At 65.5% G+C, this 20,705-nt stretch carries 17 protein-coding genes; 12 read left to right on the plus strand and 5 right to left on the minus strand.

Going from position 1 to position 20,705, the window contains the following annotated elements:
- Positions 1–38 precede the first annotated feature (38 nt).
- From BLS11_RS16975 to BLS11_RS20035, 10 genes are all read left to right on the plus strand, one after another.
- Positions 39–1,091, plus strand: a complete 1,053-nt coding sequence (locus BLS11_RS16975) for a Gfo/Idh/MocA family protein (protein WP_092538987.1) — start codon at positions 39–41, stop codon at positions 1,089–1,091.
- Positions 1,092–1,171: 80 nt separating this feature from the next.
- The gene (locus BLS11_RS16980; RefSeq protein ID WP_092538988.1) at positions 1,172–2,245 is read left to right on the plus strand and encodes an alpha/beta hydrolase family protein; all 1,074 of its coding nucleotides are present in this window, start codon (positions 1,172–1,174) and stop codon (positions 2,243–2,245) included.
- 150 nt (positions 2,246–2,395) lie between these two features.
- Positions 2,396–3,781 carry a hypothetical protein gene (locus BLS11_RS16985; protein WP_092538989.1) on the plus strand — a complete coding sequence of 462 codons (1,386 nt, stop codon included), beginning with the start codon at positions 2,396–2,398 and terminating at the stop codon, positions 3,779–3,781.
- 118 nt (positions 3,782–3,899) lie between these two features.
- On the plus strand, positions 3,900–5,048 hold the full coding sequence (locus tag BLS11_RS16990; RefSeq protein ID WP_092538990.1) for a Gfo/Idh/MocA family protein: 1,149 nt from the start codon (positions 3,900–3,902) through the stop codon (positions 5,046–5,048).
- An 89-nt stretch (positions 5,049–5,137) separates the two neighbouring features.
- Positions 5,138–6,688 (plus strand): glycoside hydrolase family 28 protein, encoded by a 1,551-nt coding sequence (locus tag BLS11_RS16995; protein WP_092538991.1) that lies wholly within the window; start codon positions 5,138–5,140, stop codon positions 6,686–6,688.
- Positions 6,689–7,463: 775 nt separating this feature from the next.
- Positions 7,464–9,350: an ABC transporter substrate-binding protein gene (locus BLS11_RS17000; RefSeq protein WP_092538992.1), complete on the plus strand. Its 1,887-nt coding sequence runs from the start codon at positions 7,464–7,466 to the stop codon at positions 9,348–9,350.
- Between the two features lie 97 nt (positions 9,351–9,447).
- Positions 9,448–9,645 (plus strand): hypothetical protein, encoded by a 198-nt coding sequence (locus BLS11_RS17005; RefSeq protein WP_092538993.1) that lies wholly within the window; start codon positions 9,448–9,450, stop codon positions 9,643–9,645.
- A gap of 161 nt (positions 9,646–9,806) precedes the next feature.
- A complete protein-coding gene (locus tag BLS11_RS17010) occupies positions 9,807–10,802 on the plus strand; it encodes an ABC transporter permease (protein ID WP_092538994.1) in 996 nt (331 codons plus the stop codon).
- A gap of 75 nt (positions 10,803–10,877) precedes the next feature.
- Positions 10,878–11,978, plus strand: a complete 1,101-nt coding sequence (locus BLS11_RS17015) for an ABC transporter permease (RefSeq protein WP_092538995.1) — start codon at positions 10,878–10,880, stop codon at positions 11,976–11,978.
- Between the two features lie 3 nt (positions 11,979–11,981).
- Positions 11,982–14,174, plus strand: coding sequence for an ABC transporter ATP-binding protein (locus BLS11_RS20035; protein ID WP_092538996.1), 2,193 nt, complete (start codon positions 11,982–11,984; stop codon positions 14,172–14,174).
- Positions 14,175–14,266: 92 nt separating this feature from the next.
- Here the strand turns inward: BLS11_RS20035 and BLS11_RS17025 are convergent, their stop codons facing one another.
- A complete protein-coding gene (locus BLS11_RS17025) occupies positions 14,267–15,100 on the minus strand; it encodes an SDR family NAD(P)-dependent oxidoreductase (RefSeq protein ID WP_092539110.1) in 834 nt (277 codons plus the stop codon).
- Positions 15,101–15,255: 155 nt separating this feature from the next.
- On the opposite strand from BLS11_RS17025, the gene BLS11_RS17030 reads away from it, so the two are divergent.
- The gene (locus BLS11_RS17030; protein WP_092538997.1) at positions 15,256–15,690 is read left to right on the plus strand and encodes a PPC domain-containing DNA-binding protein; all 435 of its coding nucleotides are present in this window, start codon (positions 15,256–15,258) and stop codon (positions 15,688–15,690) included.
- A 56-nt stretch (positions 15,691–15,746) separates the two neighbouring features.
- On the opposite strand, the gene BLS11_RS17035 is transcribed toward BLS11_RS17030, so the two are convergent.
- A complete protein-coding gene (locus BLS11_RS17035; RefSeq protein WP_092538998.1) occupies positions 15,747–15,983 on the minus strand; it encodes a hypothetical protein in 237 nt (78 codons plus the stop codon).
- 121 nt (positions 15,984–16,104) lie between these two features.
- Between BLS11_RS17035 and xacF the strand changes: the two genes are divergently transcribed.
- On the plus strand, positions 16,105–17,556 hold the full coding sequence (xacF, locus tag BLS11_RS17040; protein WP_092538999.1) for a 2,5-dioxovalerate dehydrogenase: 1,452 nt from the start codon (positions 16,105–16,107) through the stop codon (positions 17,554–17,556).
- Between the two features lie 89 nt (positions 17,557–17,645).
- Here the strand turns inward: xacF and BLS11_RS17045 are convergent, their stop codons facing one another.
- The 3 genes from BLS11_RS17045 to BLS11_RS17055 form a co-directional block, all read right to left on the minus strand.
- Positions 17,646–18,104, minus strand: a complete 459-nt coding sequence (locus tag BLS11_RS17045; RefSeq protein WP_092539000.1) for a universal stress protein — start codon at positions 18,102–18,104, stop codon at positions 17,646–17,648.
- A 48-nt stretch (positions 18,105–18,152) separates the two neighbouring features.
- Positions 18,153–19,289 carry a mandelate racemase/muconate lactonizing enzyme family protein gene (locus BLS11_RS17050; RefSeq protein ID WP_092539001.1) on the minus strand — a complete coding sequence of 379 codons (1,137 nt, stop codon included), beginning with the start codon at positions 19,287–19,289 and terminating at the stop codon, positions 18,153–18,155.
- Positions 19,290–19,410: 121 nt separating this feature from the next.
- Positions 19,411–20,655, minus strand: coding sequence for a mandelate racemase/muconate lactonizing enzyme family protein (locus BLS11_RS17055; protein WP_092539002.1), 1,245 nt, complete (start codon positions 20,653–20,655; stop codon positions 19,411–19,413).
- Positions 20,656–20,705: the final 50 nt, after the last annotated feature.

The following is a 20,705-nucleotide window of genomic DNA, read 5'->3' on the forward strand; positions in this document are numbered from 1 at the left end:
CAGTTATTGGTCGGATTTCTGTATGAGTAACCGTTCCCATGGAGAGCCAGACTGAATCTTCCCCCGTTACAGTCGGACTCGTCGGCCTCGGAAGCCTCGGACGGAGACTCGGCCGCCAGTTCGTCGAACTGCCCCGCTCGGACCTCGTCGCGCTTTCGGACGTCGACGGCGACAGTCTCGCGGCCGCCGGACGCGAACTCGACGTCCCGGAGTCCGCTCGGTACGAATCGTACGAGAAGATGCTCGACTCGGAGGCGTTGGACGCGGTGGCGATAGCGACGCCCAACGGACTCCACTACGAGCAGACGACGGCCGCACTCGACCGCGACCTGCACGTGCTCTGTGAGAAACCGCTCGCGACGAGCGTCGAGGACGGGTACGAGGTCATGCAGCGGTCGGAGTCGAGCGACCGGACGGTGATGGTGGGCTACCAGCGGCATCTGAATCCGGCGTACGTACTCGCCCGGAAGCGGTGGGCGTTGGGCGACCGGGAACCGAGGTTCGTCACCGGGGAGATAACGCACGACTGGCGGTCGTGCTACGAGGAGATGGACGGCTGGCGGATGGACCCCCACCTGAGCGGCGGCGGTCACCTCCTGAACGTCGGGACGCACATCGTCGATGCGATTCTGTGGACGACGGGACTCTCCCCGACGCACGTCTACGCGTCCGTCGATTTCCACGACGACGAGCAGGTGTTCGACCGGCAGTCCTCCACCACCGTCGAGTTCGAGGAGGACGCGGTGGCGAACGTCTCCGACACCGGCGTCGTCGCCCGAACCCGCGAACACGTCCACGTCTGGGACGAAGAGGGGGCGGTCTACCTCGAAGGCCGGGAGTGGGACGACCGAACCGGCTACGTCATCGACGCCGAGGGGACCGAAAAGAGCCCGTACCACGGCTACGACCGCCGACTGAGCAAGGGCACCGCGTTCCTCGACGCGATAGAGACGGGCGAGGTTCCGCCGGCCACCGCCCGCGACGGACTCAAAGCGCTGGTCGTCACGATGGCCGCCTACGAGTCGGGGCGTCGGAACGAACGCGTCGCCCTCGACGAACTCTACCCCGCGGCCGCCGATATCTTCGAGTGAGGCGACCGACGCGCCTCGTCGTACCGTACTTCTACCGCCGACAGTGATTTATCGGCGGCTCGCAACGTTCGTGCCGAACGATGGTCGACCACCAGTTCGACTACGGCGAGTGGACGGGCCACGTCTCCGAGAGCACCACGCAGGTGTGTACGTACGGCGGCGAGACCGGGATAACGTTCACCGCGTGGCAGAAGACGTTCCGCGACGAGTTGCGCGAGGTCCTCGGATTCCCGGTGATACGCGACAACGGGGCGACGGACCTCGACCCGCGACGACGGGAGACGCGGGATGTGGAGGCGGGAGCGGGCCAGAACTACGAGCGACAGACGTGGAGCGTCGAGACGGAACGCGGGTTCCGCGTGCCGTTCCACCTGCTCCTTCCGAGTTCGGCGGACCCGCCGTACCCCGTCGTTCTCGCCCTCCACGGCCACGCCGAGAGCGGAAAGGACCTCGCCGCCGGCGTCGTCGAGAGCGACGCCGACCGGCGGCGCGTCTCCGAGGAGCGACGCGACATCGCGCGGCAGGCGGTCGAACGCGGGTTCGCGGCGCTTGCACCCGACATGCGCGCGTTCGGGGAGTTGGCTCGGGGGAGAGAGGAAGGCGAAGAGGGAAGCGGTTCGACGGACGGGGGACGGGCGTGCACCCGGTGGCAGAAGACCGCACAACTGGTCGGGCGGTCGTTGGTCGGAGAGCGAGTCTGGGACGCGCTCAGGCTCGTCGAGTTCGTCGAACGCCGCCCCGAACTCGACGACGACCGAATCGCGGTCACCGGTCACTCCGGAGGCGGGATGGTCGCGCTGTTTTCGGCCGCACTCGACGAACGGCTCTCTCCGGCCGCCCCCTGCGCGTCCGTCTGTTCGTTCGACCACTCCATCGTTCCGATAGACCACTGTCTCTGTAACTACGTCCCCGGCGTTCGGCGACTCGGCGAAATCGGGGACGTTGCCGGCCTCGTCGCACCGCGACCCCTCTGTGTCGTCGCGGGCGACGACGACCCCATCTTTCCGGAAGCCGGGACGAGACGCGCGTTCGACCGCATCCGCGAAATCTATCGGGGCGCGGGGGCCGAAGAGCAGTGCAGTCTGTTCGTCGGCGAGGGCGGTCACCGATTCTACGGAGCCGGCGTCTGGCCGTTCGTCGAACGGAACCTCTGAGCGTCTCGTCCGATGCCCGAGTAGTCGAGTCCGACGTACCACCTGCGAGCCCGAACCGTTTACTCGCATCTCGATATCTCGCCGCACTAGACCTGTTTTAGTTATATTAATCGTTATGTATATGTAGCGATGGCGTGTATTTTCCGCTGCATGTCGGAAGACAGCACACGGCACGGTACAGAGAGCGATAGCGCAGAGCGAACTATCAGTCGACGAAGCGCACTCGCACTGACGGGCGGCATCGTCGTAGGGTCGGCGCTTTCCGGTACCGCGGCCGCCGCCTCGAATCAGACGGTCGTAACGCCCGACGAACCCCTCGGCGCGGAGTCGCCCGGTTCGGCGGTGAATCCGGTAGACGGGTTCGCCGACACGGACTGGACCGCCGGGACCGACCTGTCGGTGGTGAAAGTGACGAACCTCGACGCCACCGGCGAGGGGTCGTTCAAGCATGCGATGGAACGCGACGTCGACGGCGACGGGCGCGTCGTCGTCTTCGAAGTCGGCGGCGTCATCGACCTCTCGGAGGCGAACGGGGAACTCGACCCCGAAGCGAGCAACATGTTCGTCGCGGGGCAGACCGCGCCGGGTCCGGGAATCACGCTGATAAAGGGAACCATGGAAATCGACGGCGAGAATATCGTCGTCCAGCACATCAGGTCGCGGGCCGGGACGCAGACGGCCCCGGGTGCGAGCGGTGAGGGAGACGCCGCCGACTCGATAACCATCGCCGACGAGGCGAAGAACGTCATCGTGGACCACTGCACCGCCACGTGGGGGACGGACGAGAACCTCTCCTGCGGCGACACCGCCTCGGATATCACCTTCAGCAACAATCTCGTCGCCCACGGCCTCGCGGCGCCGACTCTCCACCCGGACGGCGACGAACACTCGAACGGAAGCCTCGTCGGCCACGACACCGAGGGGATGGCCATCCTCGGAAACCTCTACGCCCACAACAACGACCGGAACCCGCGTCTGAAAGGCGGCACTCGGAGCATCGTCGCGAACAACGTCGTGTACAACTACGACACGGCCGTTCGACTGGGCGACGACGCCGAGTCCAACGCGGGCGAGGAGTACCCGACGCAGGTCAGTCTCGTCCGCAACGTCTACCGGCCGGGCGACAACACCCCCCTCGACGACCCGGTCGTCGGTCTCAATCAGGAGGACGACGTCCTGAAGGCGCTCGTGTACTTGGAGGAGAACGTGACGCAGGGGTCCGTCGAGATGCTCTCCGAGAGCCCGGACGAACGACTCGTCGTCGCCGACGAACCGCCCGTCCTGCCGTCGGGGTTCGACGCGCCGAAGGGGACGTTCGGCAACGTTCTGAACGCCGCCAGCGCCCGTCCCGGCCAACGCGTCTCCTACGACGAGTCCATCGTCCGGCAGACGAAAGCCAAGGAGGGCGAAGTCATCGACCGGGAGGACGAAGTCGGCGGCTACCCGTCGTTCGGTCCGGTGACACGCGAACTGGACGTTCCGAGCGACGGCTTCGGCGAGTGGTTGGCCGCCCACACCGAAGCGGTCGAACGGTAACGCCGTCGCGTTTCCGTCGAGACGGCCGGTGAACAGCGCGGAGTCGGAGACCGGCGTGGTGTCGGTTACCGTAACCCCAACGCTATTTATCCCCACACTGCAACGACGTGACACGAACATGCGAGAGATAGGTATCGTCATGAACGGCGTAACGGGACGGATGGGAACGAACCAACACCTCATCCGGTCGATATTGGCCCTCCGCGACGAAGGCGGGGTCGAGTTACCGAGCGGAGAGCGGGTGATGCCCAATCCGCTGCTCGTCGGACGGAACGAGCGCAAACTTCGGGAGTTGAGCGAGGAACACGGTGTCGAGCGCTGGACCGCCGACCCCGACCTCGAATCCTGCTTGGAGGGCGACGACGAGATTTACTTCGACTCGCAGGTCACGCCACGGCGACCGGAAGCGCTCCTGAAGGCCATCGAGGCCGGAAAGGACGTCTACTGCGAGAAACCGCTCGGAACGAACTTAGACACCGCGCTGGAGGTCGCTCGCGCCGCCGAACGGAGCGGCGTCAAACACGGGATCGTGCAGGACAAACTGTGGCTCCCCGGACTGCAGAAACTCCGGCGACTGCTCGATCAGGGGTTCTTCGGCGAGGTGCTCTCCGTGGACGTCGACTTCGGATACTGGGTGTTCACCGGGCACGACCAACCGGCACAGCGCCCGTCGTGGAACTACCGCGCGGAGGACGGCGGCGGAATCATCGACGACATGTTCTCCCACTGGAGCTACGTGCTGGAGAACCTCTTCGGGCGGGTCGAATCGGTCACCTGCCTCGGGAAGACGCACATCCCCCGCCGCGTGGACGAACAGGGTAACGAGTACGAGGCGACGGCCGAGGACGCGGCCTACGCCATCCTCGAACTCGAAGGCGATATCGTCGCGCAGATAAACTCCTCGTGGACGGTGCGGGTCAACCGCGACGACCTGCTCGAAATTCAGGTCGACGGGACGGAGGGAAGCGCCGTCGCCGGACTTCGCGAGTGTAAGACCCAACACCGGGCGAACACGCCGAAGCCCGAGTGGAACCCCGACACGCCGACGGAACACGACTTCACCGACGACTGGGAACGAGTACCCGACAACGGCGAGTTCGAGAACGCGTTCAAGCGGCAGTGGGCGGAGTTCATCCGCCACGTCGTCGCCGACGAACCGTTCCCGTGGGACTTCCGAAGCGGAGCGAGGGGGGTCCAACTCACCGAGGCGAGCCACCGGTCGTGGGACGAACGCCGCCGCGTCGAACTCGACGAACTGCCGGTGTAACCGAGACGGCGTTCGCCGCGCGCGGTCCGGCGGTTCTCCGCTCTTTTCCCGACGTAACGTTTATGTCCGCACTCCGAAACCATCGATTGATGTCCGAGTCAGACACGTTCACGTTCGACGTCCGGGAGTACGGCGCCGCGGGCGACGGCGCGGAACTCGACACTGAGGCGATACAGGACGCACTGGACGACTGCGCCGAAACCGGCGGGACGGTGCGCGTCCCGCCCGGAACGTACCGCACGGCACCGCTACGAGTCGGCGACGACACGACGCTCCACCTCGACGCGGGCGCGACGCTCCGGTTCGTCCGGGACTACTCGGCGTTTCCGACCGTCGAGAGCCGGTGGGAGGGGTGGAACCAGGTCGGCTTCCACCCTTGTCTGTTCGTCGCGGGCGCCGAGAACGTCGCGGTCACGGGCCGCGGGACCATCGACGGACAGGGCGACTACTGGTGGGAGTTCTACGACACGCCGGAGTCGGAGTACCCCGACGGACTCACGGAGCGACTGGCCGAGTTCGAGGCGCGAAACGACAAGCGGGACGACGTGAGTAGCTTCACCCTCCGACCGCCGCTGTTTCAGATTTCTGAGTCGGAGAACGTCACCGTCTCGGGCGTCACGCTCCGTAACTCCCCGTTCTGGAACACCCACGTCGTCTACTCCGAGAACGTCACGCTACACGACGTGAACGTCGAGAACCCCGAAGGGGCGCCGAACGGCGACGGCATCGACATCGACTCCTCGCGCTTCGTCCGAATCAGCGACACGTACATCAACGCCGGCGACGACGCCATCTGCATCAAGTCGGGGAAGAACGAGGAGGGGCGAACGGTCGGCCGCCCGGCCGCGCAGATAACCGTCACCAACTGCACCGTCGAGGCGGGCCACGGCGGCGTCGTCGTCGGAAGCGAGATGTCCGGCGACGTGCGCGACGTGACGGTCAGCAACTGCACCTTCACCGGCACCGACCGCGGCGTGCGGATCAAGACGCAACGCGGCCGCGGAGGCGTCGTGGAGGACCTCCGATTCGACAACATCGTCATGCGGCGCGTCGCGTGCCCGTTCGTCGTCAACGGCTACTACTTCACGGACATCGACAGCGACCCGGTGCCCGTCGACGACGGGACGCCGACGGTCAGGAACGTCCACTTCTCGAACGTGACCGCCCGTAACGTGTCGTACGCCGGGTTCTTCGCGGGCCTCCCCGAACGCTCGTTCGAGGGGATATCGTTCTCGGACGTGCGGATAGACGCCACGCGACCGTTGGACGCCACGGACGTCTCCCCCGCGATGGCGGAGAACTACGACGCGTCGCACACGTTCTTCTGCAAGTCGCTGGGCGACGTCTCGTTCCGGAACGTCGAGATACGAACGCCCGAGAGTCCCGCGATGGCCTTCGAGGAAGTCGAGTCGGTCGAACTCGACGGACTGCGGTTCCGCGGCGAGGGGCGCGGTTCGGTCGTGACGGTGACGGACGTGGGGACGACGCGCGTCCACGGGTGCCGCGCCCCCGACACCGAGGGCGCGTTCCTGCGGGCGTACGGTCCGGAGACGCGACGAATCTCGCTCTCGGGGAACGACGCCGCCCTCGAAGGACGAGTCGAGACGGACGACACCGCGACGGACGTGGTCGTCGAATAGGTGCCGTCGGCGTCCGAACCCGCGTTCCGCGGGGAGTCGGGCCCAGAACCGAGCGCTCGTACCGACGGAACCGTTCCCGACTGGAGAACCCGTTCGAGGCCACACGCCGGCCGTTTTCGGACGAATCGACGGTCTGTTTCGGTCGAACGACACGGAATCGGCGAACGGTAGTTCCCGTTCGGCCGTCGACCCGCCCCGGACGGTTCGGAGGTCCGGCTCGCGTTTTTCTCTGCGGAACACCCGGATCTCAGAGCCTGCGTGAAGGTTTTTCGGTATCTTCGACCGACTTCGAGTCCGGAACGTCGGCGATGTTCGGCGTCGGCAGTTTCGTCTCGGACGCTCCGTCTCCGTACGCTCGCCTCTCCCGAACCATCACAGCAGTATGTCTGTAACGTCTCGCTCGTCCGCACCGCCGCGGTTGGCGTTCGTTACCAGCTGTTATTCCAGCACTACCGGAACCCGCTTTCCCCGCCCCGTCTGTTCCCCCCTCACGAACGTTCGACGGTCCAACGGTATGACGGGTGTACCGAGGGGAGATCGAGTCCCCGCGGAGAACGACGAGAGTCCACGGAAAGCGGCGGCACCCGCGAAACCGTCCGCGGCGGTCCGATGCGACGCACGCGGGAACGGGTGCGAACGAATCACTCGGCGGGGCGAACGACCACCTCACCCGTCGAGGAACCGTCTCGCGGGCGAGATGCCGGGTGAATCCGTCGCCCCCTCAATAGCATTAACAATAGTTAGATATTTATGGTACAACTCGCATTGTCATACCATGCCAGACTCTAGTGACTGGCGGAGCGATACGAGCAGTAGACGGAGATTTCTGAAAATGGGAACGGTCGGCGGTGCGGCGCTACTCGCCGGGTGTTCCAACCAGAACACGACTCCCGCACCCGAGGGGGGAGGCGGTGGCGGCGCCGGCACGGCCGGCAATTCGGCCGGGGGCGGTGGGTCGTCGGGGAACCGCTTCAGGGTCTTCGACCCGTTGACGAGCGGGGCGACGCCGACCGAGCGGCACTTCAACCCGTGGAACCCCTCCCAGACGGGCTGTTGGCACCCGGGCGCGGCGGTTTTCGACCGCCTCGCCGTCTACAGTCCGACGAAGAACGAGGCCTACCCGCTCATGGCCGAGTCGTGGGAGATGAGCGACGACACCACGCTGGAAGTCACGATAAGCGACCAGTGGACGTGGCACAACGGCGACCAGTTCGTCGCCCAAGACTGGGTGATGCAACAGCAGATCGAACTGGCCATCCAAGCCTCCGGCGAGGAGGAGTCGGACCCCCTCGTCAACTCCGTCGAGGCGGTTGACGACCAGCACATCCGAATCAAGCTGAACGACCCGCTCTCGGAGATTTTCGCCGTCCAGAACACCATCGGCATCTACAACGGCAACCTCGCCCGCGGCGTGTTCACCAAACACGACGACGACCAGTGGAGCGAGTGGCACGATAAACTGATGAACGGGTCCGAGGAGGAGAAGTCGACCGTCATCGAGGAGATTACGACGACGAAGTACCCGAAGATAACCGACGATCCGATCGGACACGGGCCGTTCCAAGTCTCCGAAGTCGGCGACGACGTCGTCGTGATGACGAAGTACGAGGACCACCCCCACTCGGACAACATCAACTTCGAGGAGTTCTCCCTCAACCTGTTCTCCACCAACAAGCCCACCCAGCCCTACTCGACGGGGCAAGTGGACGCGGCCCACAAGGGCTTCCCGGTAAAGGACGACGTGAAGAAACAACTGCCGGAGGGTCACAAACTGTTCCGCGAGGGCCGTTCGAGCAACAAACTGTTCGCGTTCAACTGCGGGCACGGTGTCGAGGGGTACGACACGCCGTTCGAGAGTCCGAACGTCCGGAAGGCCGTCGCGCACGTCTTCGACCGCGAACAGGTCAAGTCGCTGCTTCAGGGCGTCAATCGGATGTTCGAGTGGGCCCCCTGCCGCGTCCCCGGCAAGGTGCTCCGAGCGGGCGAGCACGAATCCACCGAGTGGGTCAAAGACTTCACGCTGTACGGCCAGAACAACACCGAACGCGCCACCCAACTCCTCGAACAGGAGGGGTACTCCAAGGAGAACGGCACGTGGATGACGCCCGACGGCGAGAAGTTCACCCTCAACATCATGAACGGCGCGGACCGACCCGACATCTCGGTGCTGAAGCGGAACCTCACCGAGTTCGGCATCGACGTGACGCAAGAGCAGGTCGACGACGCGACGTTCGACGAACGGCGGATGAACGGCGAGTACGACATCATGCCGGACGGCTCCTCCGCGAACGGCGTCACCGCGCTGTGGTCGCTCGGCCTCGTCGCGGACTGGGTGCAGTCGATAACGCACTACAAGCCCGAGCGGGAGGTTCCGATGCCGGTCGGCGACCCCGAGGGCAGTAGCGGAACCAAGACCATCAACGTCGAAGAGCACATCCGCAAGTGGCAGCAGACGGGCGACTCCCAGTACCACAAAGAGCTGATGTGGTGGTGGAACCAGATTCTCCCCGAGGCGGAGATGATGTACCAACCGGACGCCGGCGCGTACAACTCCACGAACTGGAAGATGGACGTCAGAGACGGCATCCTGAACGGCGTCGACGACGCCCTCTACATCGCGCCGAAGATGAAAGACGGGACGCTCCGCTACGTCGGCGACTGAACGGTCCGCTTTCGGCGTCGTCTCACCCGTTCGGCGTCGAGCCGAATCCACCGAAAGGCGGCTGAACGTTTATTACGTTCGCACCGCTTGCTCGTGTATGGGGATACTACAATCCGCATCGCGGACGGTACTCGGGATCGACGTACTCTTCTTGCTCCTGTTGGGGTTCTCGTTTCTCTACCTCGACCCCGGCACTCGGTCGTACGTCATGGCTCAACTCACCCTCATCCCGGTGGCGCTCACCTTCCTCGCGAGCGTCGTGCTGATATACACCCAGTGGGACCCCTTCGAGTGACGGCCCGTCGGAGGTAATCGGCAGACCGCGCGGTTTCTCCTCCCCTCCATCGTACCGACGCCTCACAACCAGTTAGGTACGCGACCGGTTCCTACCTGAACAATGGGCAACATTAATTAGGATGGTAAATGAACCCTATGCGTAAGCATACCATGGCCTCAATGGACTGGCGTGTACGGCGGTTGGGACAAACAGTGTTCACAGTGTGGGCTGTCACGACCCTCTCGTTCGTCCTGGTGCGACTGATGCCCGGGAACCCGATGGGAGCGATGGTCAGACAGTTAGAGCAACAGGGAGTAGACCCGGTTCGAGCCCGGCAACTCGTCGAACTCCGGTTGGGCGTCGACCCGACCGAGCCCATTCCCGTCGCGTACGTCGACTACGTGGTCGACGTACTCTCGGGGAATCTGGGCCAATCGACGTACTACGCGCAGCCGGTCGCCGAAATCCTCGCGCAGGCCATGCCGTGGACGCTGTTCGTTCTGAGTTGGTCGCTCTTCATCAGCTTCTTCATCGGAATCGTCGTCGGGGCGTTGATGGCGTACTGGGAGGGCGGAAAGCTGGACGTCGGTCTCACCTCGTGGGCCATTCTGATGGGGTCTATCCCGTACTACGTGTTAGCGTTCCTCCTCTTGATATTCCTCGCGTACCGGCTGAACTGGTTCCCGACGAGCGGGCGCGCGCCGACCGGCGTCCCGGCCGGGTTCAACTGGCCGTTCATCAAAGGTATCATCGAACACGCCGCGCTGCCCGTCGCCTCGATGCTCGTCGCCTCCGGCGTCGCGTCACTCGGTATGCGCGGGAACAGCATCCGCGTCCTCGGTGCGGACTACCTCCGCGTCGCGCGCCTCCGAGGGCTCTCCGACGTGACGATTTCGACGCAGTACGTCGCGCGAAACGCCGTCCTGCCGATGTACACGTCGTTCCTCATCAGCATCGGCGAGATGTTCGGCGGGTCGGTCGTACTGGAGCAGGTGTTCCAGTACCGCGGACTCGGCTACTACCTGCTGTCGGCGATGTACCAGCGCGACTACCCGCTGATGATGGGGGGATTCGTCCTCATCACCGTCGCCGTCGTGACCGCACTGTTCATCGCCGACATGACGTACGGGCTCGTGGACCCGCGCGCGGGAGGACAGAACAGTGAATCGTACTGAGCGTACGGGCGGCCGCAGACCGTCCGATTCGGCGGGACGCACGGACCGTCTGCCCGAGAAGAGGAGAGTACAACGATGACCGATCACACCATCGACGACATCTGGAACGAAGACGAACAGTCGAGCGAATCCGACGACGCGGCGCGAACCGACGGCGGAAACGTCAACTCGCCGTTCGACGTCGTCTCGCAGTACGACGAGACGCGCCGCGAGCGCTACGAGAAACTGTACGACGCGTACGTGCACGCGCCCATCTCCATCATCTGGCGCGACTGGCGCGCCCGCATCGGGTTCACCATCGTCCTCATATACGTGCTGATGGGTACCGTCGGGACGGTGCTGGTGGAACCGGCCTACGTCGCGGAGGGGCCGGCCCTCGCGCAACCGTTCGAGAACTGGGCGTACCCGCTGGGCACCGACGACATGGGCCGCGACCTGTTCGCCCAGACCGTCCACGCGACCCAAGAGATGCTGAAGATGATAGCGTCCGGCGCCATCTTCACCGTGGTCGTCGGGACGTCGGTCGGCGCTATCGCCGGGTACAAAGGCGGAATAACCGACACGGTGCTGAGTTCCATCACGGACGTGTTCATCAACATCCCCGGATTCCCGCTGGTGATGGTGTTGGCGCTTCTGCTCCCCATCAGCGGCAACCCGTACGTCATCGGTATTCTGCTCTGCGTCGCGTCGTGGGGCGGTCTGGCGCGGGCGATTCGGTCGCAGGTGCTGACGCTCCGGCAGGAGTCGTTCGTCGAGGCCGCACGCGCCATCGGCGTCCCCACGCCGAAGATAGTGTTCAAGGAGATCGTGCCGCACCTGATGCCGTTCGTCGTCATCAACCTGACCAACGCCGCCCGGCGGGTCATCTTCGAGGCGGCCGCGCTGTACTACCTCGGCGTCCTCCCGTTCGAGAACCTCAACTGGGGGGTGACGCTCAACTTGGCGTACAAAGGGGACGCGCACTTCCGGCCCGAGGCCCTGCACTGGTTCATCGCGCCGATGGTCGCCATCGTGTTCATCTCGGTCGGGCTGATACTGCTCGGACAGTCGCTCGACCGGGTGTTCAACCCCCGCGTCCGGGCGCGCCACGAGAACGTCTCGGACGCGGCGGACGGAGACGAAGAGGACGACGGACAGAGGCCCAACCTCGCGAACATGGGCGGAGGAGGGATCTAATCCATGACGGTTTCACAGACTGAGTACGACCGCGATACGTCGCACAGAGAGACGATACTGGAGATACAGAACGCGTCCGTCTCGTTCGACATGGAACGGGGCGACTCGCGCGTGCTCGACAGCGTCGACTTGGACATCCGGCGCAACGAGGTGCTCGGCGTCGTCGGCGAATCGGGCTCCGGGAAGTCGATGCTCGCGTCCGCGCTGTTGGACGCCATCGTCGACCCGGGCGTCCTGACGGGCGAGGTCACCTACTACCCGAAGGACGGCGCGCCGGTGGACGTTCTCGACCTCGACAAACAGGGGCTCAAGGAGTTCCGCTGGGAACAGGTGTCGATGGTGTTCCAAGGCGCGATGAGCTCCTTTAACCCCGTTCGGAAGATACGCACGCACTTCGTCGAGACGCTGACCGCGCACGACTACAACGTCGAGGAAGGGATGGAGCGAGCGCATCGACTGCTCAGCGACCTGTATCTCGACCCCGAACGGGTGCTCGACTCCTACCCGCACGAACTCTCCGGCGGGATGAAACAGCGCGCGCTCATCGCGCTGTCTCTCATCCTCGAACCCGAGGTGCTCGTGATGGACGAACCGACCGCGGCGCTGGACCTGCTGATGCAGCGCTCCATCATCTCGCTCCTCCAGCAGATCCAGAAGGAGTACGACCTCACCATCGTGTTCATCACGCACGACCTGCCGCTCATCGCGGACTTGACGGACCGAATCGCGGTGCTGTACGCCTTCGAAATCGCCGAGTTGGGGCCGACAGAGGAGATTCTGGAGTTCCCCGCGCACCCGTACACGCGGCTGTTGCTGAAGTCGACGCCGAATCTGGAGTCGTCCATCGACGAGATGCGGCCCGTCGAAGGGAGCGCACCCGACCCGGTGAACGTCCCGGCCGGGTGCTCGTTCCACCCGCGCTGTCCGCTCTCGGACGGGACCTGCGAGACGACGGACCCCGGTCCGTACTCGGTGAACGACGACCACCACGTCCACTGCCACCACTGGGAGGACTCCGCGGACGCGATTCCGATGACGGAGGAGACGGACGAGGGGTTCGCGGAGAGTTCGGTCGCGCCGCTGACGGAGGCGACGCGGACCGCGGGAGCGGAACCGCTCGTCTCTTTGGACGACGTCGAGGTGCACTTCGAGAAGGAGAAGGGCTTCTTCGACATCTTCTCGGACCCCGAGACCGTCAAAGCGGTCGACGGCATCTCCCTCGACATCTACGAGCAGGACGCCGTCGTCCTCGTCGGCGAGTCCGGGTGCGGGAAGACGACGCTCGGGAAGGCGGCCGTCGGACTCCAGCGACCGACCGGCGGGAGCATCAACTACCGCGGGACGGACATCTGGGACGTTCACGACGGGAACGGGGACCACGACCTCTCGTGGGGCGAGATACGCCGGTCGCTCCAGATAGTCCACCAGGACCCGGGCAGTTCGCTCAACCCGCACCGACGCGTCAAGACGAGCCTCGAAGAACCGCTCAAGCGGTGGCACGACGACTTAGACGGCAACGACCGGAAGCAGCGCATCCTCGGTCTCCTCGACCACGTCGGGATGTCGCCGCCGGAGGACTACTTCGAGCGCTACCCGCACCAACTGAGCGGGGGCGAACAGCAACGCGTCGCCATCATCCGCGCGATGCTGATGAACCCGGACCTCATCCTCGCCGACGAACCGGTGAGCGCGCTCGACGTGTCGCTCCGCGTCGAGATGATGGACCTGATGATACAACTGCAGGAGATGTTCGACACGTCGTACCTGTTCATCAGCCACGACTTGGCGAACGCGCGGTACATCGCCGAGAAGACCGGCGGCCGCATCGGCGTCGTCTACCTCGGCGAACTCGTCGAAATCGGCCCGCCGGAGCAGATAATCAACAACCCACAGCACCCGTACACGAAGGCGCTCCGCTGGGCGACGCCCGAACTCCACCGCGACGGGTCGGCCGACGAGGTGGACGACTCGCCCATCCGCGAGATCGACATCCCGGACCCGACAAACCCCCCGAGCGGATGTCGCTACCACACGCGCTGTCCCGAGGCGCGGGAGGTCTGTCGGTCCGAGAGTCCCGGCTCCTACGAGGCGTCGGACGAGGAGAGTCACCGAGCGGCGTGCTTCCGCACCCTCGACAACCACGAGTACTGGCACAGCGACCCCATCACGGACGAGATGGACCGTCAGAGCGACTAATCGCCGCGTCTAGCGGCGGATGAGTCGTCGCCGTCGTCTCCTCGCCGACGTCTCCTCGCCGACGTCCATCCACCGTCGGCGGAGCCCGCCTCTCAGTTCGCGTCGTCGCTCGCCGACGACCCCTCGTACGCCGCCCACGACAACCCCTTACCGACGGCCGCGACGCCGCCGTCCACGGGGACGTTCGTCGCGGTGACGAACGACGCCTCGTCGGAGGCGAGAAAGCTGACGACGTCGGCGACTTCCCTCGGTTCGGCCGCGCGCTTGAGTACGCCCGGGCCGTCGGGATGCGGCGTCGTTCGCTCCTCGAAGAAGCGCCGCGCCTCGTCCTCGTCGTCCGGCAGGTGGTACTCCGTGATGACCCATCCGGGAGAGACGGCGTTGACCCGGATACCGTCGGCGGCGTGGTCGCACGCCATGTCCTTCGTCATCGAGACTATCGCTCCCTTCGTCGCGTCGTACTGCGACCAGTTCGGGCGCGCGACGGCGGCGCCGTTAGAGGCGACGTTGACGACGGCCCCGCCCTCGTCCATGAGAGGGACGAGATGCTTCGAGCAGAACGCGACGCCCATCACGTTGACCGAGATGATTCGGTCCCAACTCTCCTCGTCGGCCTCCGTGACGGGACGCGGTTCGACGCGTACGGCGGCGTTGTTCACGAGGACGTCGACGCCGCCGAACTCCGCCTCGACGGTTTCGGCCGTCCGCCGCACCTGCGCCTCCTCGCTCACGTCCGCCGTGACGGCGAGGGCGCGTCGCCCCGTCTCGGTTTCGACGGTTTCCGCCGTCGACTCGGCGGCCTCCGCGTCGCGGTCCACCGCGACGACCGAGGCACCGGCCTCGGCGAGTCGCAGACACGTCGCCGCGCCGATTCCGTTCCCGCCGCCGGTGACGACGGCGACTCGTCCAGAAAGTCGTTCGGACATGGAGGCGACGACGTTCGCGTCCCACATAGTAGTTCGCCGGTGTGGCCGACTCGCCGCGTCCGTCGCGTCCGTCGCGTCCGTCGCGTCAGTCGTATCTGCAACGCGCGCCGACCGGGTGAAGATTTATTCGCGTCCCGTCCGCACGGTAGCGTGGAATGGAGACGTTCGAATCCGACGACGGGCACGTACTCGTCCGTCTCGACCGCGGCGACATGGCGCTGGAATCGCTCACCGACGCCTGCGAGGACCACGACGTCGACACCGGCGTCGTCGTCTCCGGCATCGGGACGTTCAGCAACCTGAACATCCACTACGTGGACCGGACCGACCTCCCGGAGGACCAGACCGACCGGAACGCCGACCTGCGACTCGACGGGTCGTGGGAGGTGACGAACGTCGGCGGCATCGTCGCCGACGGCGAACCGCACCTCCACGTGACGGCGTTCGACGGTGAACGGACGGTCGGCGGCCACCTCGAAGCGGGATGTGAGGTGAACGTCCTCGGGGAGTTCACCGTCAGAAAACTGGACGACCTCTCGTTACACCGCGAACCGGGAGAACACGACATCTCGCAGCTTCAGCGCCGGTAGTCGGGTATCGGTGTCCAGACGGGGCGACGCACCACGGACGCGACGGAGTCGGCGCGTCACCGTCGCTGCCACCAGATGATCCCGTACGTGGTCACGCCGAAGAGGAACAGCGCCGTCCCCCAGACGGCCAGCATCGCCGCCCAGATTCCGGTGTTGATGAGGTACCCCCCGAGGAAGAAGAGGAGACCCATCACCGCGATGGTGAGCGTCACCGAGTTGCGAATCGTCCCGACTACGCCGTGCCGTCGGCGACCCCATCCGCTGGACTCGCCGGAGTCACTAACTGAGCTCATTGGTAGTGTGGTACGGAATGACAGCATATATTGGTTGGGGTTCGGTCGCCTCCGCGTCGCGCGTTCGTCGCCGCCGTCACCAAAACATTGGTATGGGTAGCACGGGCAGAGATAGACGCGTATGTCCGCAGAGTACGACATCTACATCGACGGAGAGTGGAAAGCGTCCGAGTCGGACGAGACGTTCGAGGTTCGGAACCCGGCCGACACGACCGAAGTGGTCGGCGTCTACCAATCGGCGACGAGCGACGACGCCGAGGCCGCAATCGAATCCGCGGTCGACGCACAGGAGGAGTGGGCGTCGACGCCCGCGCCGGAGCGCGGTTCGATACTGAGCGAGACGTCCGCGATTCTCCAGTCCCGGAAGGAGGAGTTGACGGAGTTGCTCACGGCCGAGGAGGGGAAGACCCACGGCGAGGCCGGCGGCGAAGTACAGCGCGCAATCGACATCTTCCGGTACTACGGCGAGAAGGCGCGCGACCTCGGCGGCACGGTCAAGTCCGCCGGCGCCGAGAACAAACAGCTGTACACCAAGCCGGAACCGCTCGGAACCGTCTCGCTCATCACGCCGTGGAACTACCCCATCGCCATCCCGGCGTGGAAGCTCGCGCCCGCACTCGCGACGGGCAACACCGTCGCGTTCAAACCCGCGTCGGCTGCCCCGGGCGTCTCCCGCGCGCTGTTCGAAGCGCTGGAAGAGGCGGGCCTGCCCGCCGGCGTCGCCAACTACGTGACCGGGTCGGGCAGCGAAGTCGGGTCGGCGCTGGCTAGCCACGAGGACGTTGATGCGGTGTCGTTCACCGGGAGCACGGCCGTGGGGACGTCCGTCGCCCGACAGGCCGCCGAGGACCTCAAGCGAGTCCAGTGCGAGATGGGCGGGAAGAACCCCACCGTCGTGATGCCGAGCGGCGACTTCGAGACGGCGGTCGATATCGTCGGGAACGGAGCGTTCGGCGTCACCGGCCAAGCCTGCACCGCCTGCTCCCGCGCCATCGTCCACGAGGACGTCTACGAGGAGTTCGTCGACGCAATCGTCGACTACGCCGAATCGCTCGACGTCGGCGACGGGAGCGCCGGTGCCGACATGGGCCCGCACGTCACCGAGAGCGAACTCGACGGGACGCTGGAGTACATCGACGTGGCCGTCGCCGACGGGGCGACGCTCGAAACCGGCGGCGAACGCCTCACCGGCGACGGGTACGACGACGGCTACTTCGTCGAACCGACGGTGTTCTCGGACGTGACCTCCGAGATGCGCATCGCACAGGAGGAGGTGTTCGGGCCGGTGTTGGCGGTGATTCCGGTATCGAGTTACGAGGAGGGCGTCGAAGTCGCCAACGACGTGGACTACGGCCTCTCGGCGAGCATCGTCACGCAGGACATGACCGAAGCCAAGCGCTTCGTCGACGACGTGGAGGCGGGCGTCGCGAAGGTCAACGAGAAGACGACCGGACTCGAACTGCACGTCCCCTTCGGCGGCTACAAGCAGTCCTCGACGAACACGTACCGCGAACAGGGCGACGCCGGACTCGACTTCTTCACCTCGACGAAGACGGTGTACGAGAACTACTGACTCCTGTCCCGGCGGCGGCGTCTCGGCGCACCTTCTCCCGCGCCGTCCGTCCGTTCGTCCGTCCACCCGGCGTCTCGTTCGGTCCGCGCTCACTCCATCAGCGTCGTCACCAACCCGTCGAAGTTGAGGATGACGCGTTGGGTGACGTCGCCGAACAGCGCTTTCCCGGTCGGAGAGCGCTTCTGCCCCACGATGAACACGTGGTCGCACGCCGCCTCCGTCGCCGTTTGGAGTATCGTCTCGCCGAGTTCGTCTTCCTCGATTACCGCGGCGCTGATTTCGTACCCGACTGCGCCCTCGCCGATAGTTTCGGCGACGAAGTCGCGCCCGAACCGCCGCGCGGCGTCGAGCGCGCTCGGTTGGCTGTACTTCTCTCCCTCCATGCGCTCTATCGATTCGACCGCGTCGAGGTTCTCTTCGACTTCCTTCGGCGTGAGATAGGAGAGCAGTACCAACTCCCCGTCGTTCGCCCGCGCCCACTCGGCGGCCTCTCGGAGGAGCGTTCTGTGCGAGTCACTGTCGTCTACAACCACGAGTCCGCGTTGCATACCCACAGTCACCGCGGCGAGACAGTTAAAGATAGTCCCCCGTTCGCGCTACCCGTCGGCCCGGTAGCGTTCGAGGGCGTCGTCGTCCACCTCGATGCCGAGGCCCGGTCCCTGCGGAACGTCGAGGACGCCGCCGGAGGGGTCGAACGGCGTTTCGAGCAGGTCGCTCCTGAGAGGGTTGTCGCTGCGGTCGAACTCGACCATCATCGGTTCCGGGACGTTTCGCGTGTGGGGGTACGTCGAAATGCTGGCGGCGAACTGGACGGCGGCGGCCATCCCGACCGCACTGTTCCAGATGTGGGGCCGGACGGCGACGTTCTCCGTGGTCGCCATGTCGGCTATCCGCCGCGCCTCGGAGAGTCCGCCGCAGCGACCGAGATTCGGCTGCACGATGTCCACCGTCCGGTCGTCGACGAGGCGCTTGAACTCGAAGCGCCCGTAGTGGGCCTCCCCCGCGGCGATCGGCGTGTCGATTCGGCGCTTCACCTCCCGGTACCCCGTCTCGTTCTCCGGCGGGACGGGTTCCTCGATCCACGTGATGTCGTACTCCGCTATCGCCTTCGCCGTCTTCACGGCCTGCTCCGGCCGGTAGTTACCGTTGATATCGACCATGAGCGCGGCGTCGTCGCCGAGTATCTCGCGCGCCGTCCGAACCCGTTCGACGTCGCTCTCGACGCCCGCGCCGATTTTTATCTTCGCGGCCTCGAACCCCGCTTCGACCGCCTCCTCTATCGGTTCAGCGATGGGGCGGTCGCGCTCCGTGAAGTACATCGTCGAGGCGTACGGCGTCAGCGTGTGACACGTCTCGCCGCCCAACAGTTTGTGGACGGGCCGGCCGACCGTCTTGCCGATGACGTCCCAACACGCCACGTCCACGGCGCTGAGGACGCTCTGGACGAACACGTCGCCGCCGAAGTGGTACGGGTCAGTGTACGAGCGTTCCGCAAGCGACTCCACCTCGAAGGGGTCCATCCCGACGACATCCTCGCGGAACAGTTCGTCGAACGTCGCCTCGGCGATTCGGCCGGGCGCGAACGCCTCGCCCCATCCGACCGTCCCCTCGTCGGTTTCGATGCGGAGGAGCGTCGTCTCGCGCGTCCGTCCGAACCCCCGCGCGTCGCCCATCGCCTCGCCCTCGGGGAGCGTCGAGGAGACGGGAATCGTCTCTGCATCGGTCACTTCCATGTCCTCTCACTCAGAGAGTGGCGAGTTATAGTTTGGGTCGAGAGCAGGTGTTCGCGGCGACGACCCGCTCGGTTCCGAATCGGTTCGCGGCGCAGGTGTGACGCAGACGCGCCGCGGTCGGTCACTCCCGGTCGTCGTAGCGGAACTCCGTCCACGGACCCTCGACGAACGGGTACCGCTCGACCACGTCTAAATCCACTTCGACGCCGAGTCCGGGGTCGTCCGAGAGGGTCAACACGCCGTCATCGACGGCCGGTACCCCCTCGATGATGTCGAACGCCACGTCGAACTGGTACATTCCGGGGTCGGGTTCGGCGTCGAGTACGGGGTCGTTCTCGAACACCGGGTACTCGAGGAGTCCCACTTCGGGCGCGGCGGCGACGAGGTGGGCGTTCGCCGCGAGGCCGAGCCACGTCCCGAAGTTGTGCGGGACGAACTCCACGTCGCGCCCGCGGCAGAACTCGACCGCCTCTCGACAGCCCGTGTACCCCTCGTGGTGACGCACGTCGCCTTGGAGGTACTCGACCGCACCCGTGCGTCCGAGTTCGAGAAGTCCCGCGGCCGACTCCTCGCTCTCGCCGCCGGCCAACGGCGCGCCCGTCTCCGCGAGCGACCTGTACCCGTCGTAATCGTCGGGTTCGACGGGTTCCTCTATCCAGTACGCGCCGCACTCCGCCGCGTGTTTGACCAGTTCGCCGACGGTGTCGTCGTCGTAGGCGTCGCGTATCTTCCACCACGTGTGGACGTCGAGCATCAGTTCCGTCTCGTCGAGCGTTTCGGCGAGCAGCTCGACCGTCCGCCGGTCGCCGTCGGGGCCGATACCGGGGCGGTACTTGTAGCCTATAAATCCCAGTTCCTCGATGGTCGCCGCCTGCTCGGCGTACCCCTCCGGTTCCATGTACATCCCGGCGCTGGCGTAGAGGGGTATCTCCGTCGTCGGGTCGCTCCCGTACTCGTCGGCGAGGAGTTCGTACACCGGCGCTCCGAGTTCACGCCCGCGGATGTCGTAGAGGGCGACGTCTATCGCCGAGACGGCCTCCGTCCGGAGACGACCGGGGAGTCCGGCGTCGGCGATGCGGTCGTGAGCGTCCGGGATTCGGTCGATGCGTCGGCCTTCGAGTGCGTCGGCCACGTCCCCGTTGACGATATCGGCGAACGTGCCCTGCGAGTCGCCCTCGAAGTACTCGCGCATCGCGGAACTACTCGCGCCGGCGGTGGCGACGCCCCGCGTCCCGTCTCTCGTCTCGACGACGACGAGGACGACGTCGCGTTTGTGTAATCGGCGGGTGCCGCCGCAGAACGCCCGGTCCTGCGAGGGGTCTATCGGCGAGGAGAGAGCGTACCCTCTCACGTCGGTTATCTCCATGCACGAGGTATGCGAACACAGGCCCATAAATCATTCTCGCGTCCGAGTCG

This window comes from Halopelagius longus (assembly GCF_900100875.1).
Taxonomy (GTDB): Archaea; Halobacteriota; Halobacteria; order Halobacteriales; family Haloferacaceae; genus Halopelagius; species Halopelagius longus.

Coding starts and splice junctions, on each gene's coding strand:
- BLS11_RS17055 (WP_092539002.1), bottom strand. CDS start 20,655: ATGGAGATAACCGACGTGAGAGGGTACGCTCTCTCCTCGCCGATAGAC.
- BLS11_RS16985 (WP_092538989.1), top strand. CDS start 2,396: ATGTCGGAAGACAGCACACGGCACGGTACAGAGAGCGATAGCGCAGAG.
- BLS11_RS17035 (WP_092538998.1), bottom strand. CDS start 15,983: ATGAGCTCAGTTAGTGACTCCGGCGAGTCCAGCGGATGGGGTCGCCGA.
- BLS11_RS17050 (WP_092539001.1), bottom strand. CDS start 19,289: ATGGAAGTGACCGATGCAGAGACGATTCCCGTCTCCTCGACGCTCCCC.
- BLS11_RS16980 (WP_092538988.1), top strand. CDS start 1,172: ATGGTCGACCACCAGTTCGACTACGGCGAGTGGACGGGCCACGTCTCC.
- BLS11_RS17010 (WP_092538994.1), top strand. CDS start 9,807: ATGGACTGGCGTGTACGGCGGTTGGGACAAACAGTGTTCACAGTGTGG.
- BLS11_RS17005 (WP_092538993.1), top strand. CDS start 9,448: ATGGGGATACTACAATCCGCATCGCGGACGGTACTCGGGATCGACGTA.
- BLS11_RS16995 (WP_092538991.1), top strand. CDS start 5,138: ATGTCCGAGTCAGACACGTTCACGTTCGACGTCCGGGAGTACGGCGCC.
- BLS11_RS17015 (WP_092538995.1), top strand. CDS start 10,878: ATGACCGATCACACCATCGACGACATCTGGAACGAAGACGAACAGTCG.
- BLS11_RS17030 (WP_092538997.1), top strand. CDS start 15,256: ATGGAGACGTTCGAATCCGACGACGGGCACGTACTCGTCCGTCTCGAC.
- BLS11_RS17025 (WP_092539110.1), bottom strand. CDS start 15,100: ATGTCCGAACGACTTTCTGGACGAGTCGCCGTCGTCACCGGCGGCGGG.
- BLS11_RS16975 (WP_092538987.1), top strand. CDS start 39: ATGGAGAGCCAGACTGAATCTTCCCCCGTTACAGTCGGACTCGTCGGC.
- BLS11_RS16990 (WP_092538990.1), top strand. CDS start 3,900: ATGCGAGAGATAGGTATCGTCATGAACGGCGTAACGGGACGGATGGGA.
- BLS11_RS17045 (WP_092539000.1), bottom strand. CDS start 18,104: ATGCAACGCGGACTCGTGGTTGTAGACGACAGTGACTCGCACAGAACG.
- BLS11_RS17000 (WP_092538992.1), top strand. CDS start 7,464: ATGCCAGACTCTAGTGACTGGCGGAGCGATACGAGCAGTAGACGGAGA.
- BLS11_RS20035 (WP_092538996.1), top strand. CDS start 11,982: ATGACGGTTTCACAGACTGAGTACGACCGCGATACGTCGCACAGAGAG.
- xacF (WP_092538999.1), top strand. CDS start 16,105: ATGTCCGCAGAGTACGACATCTACATCGACGGAGAGTGGAAAGCGTCC.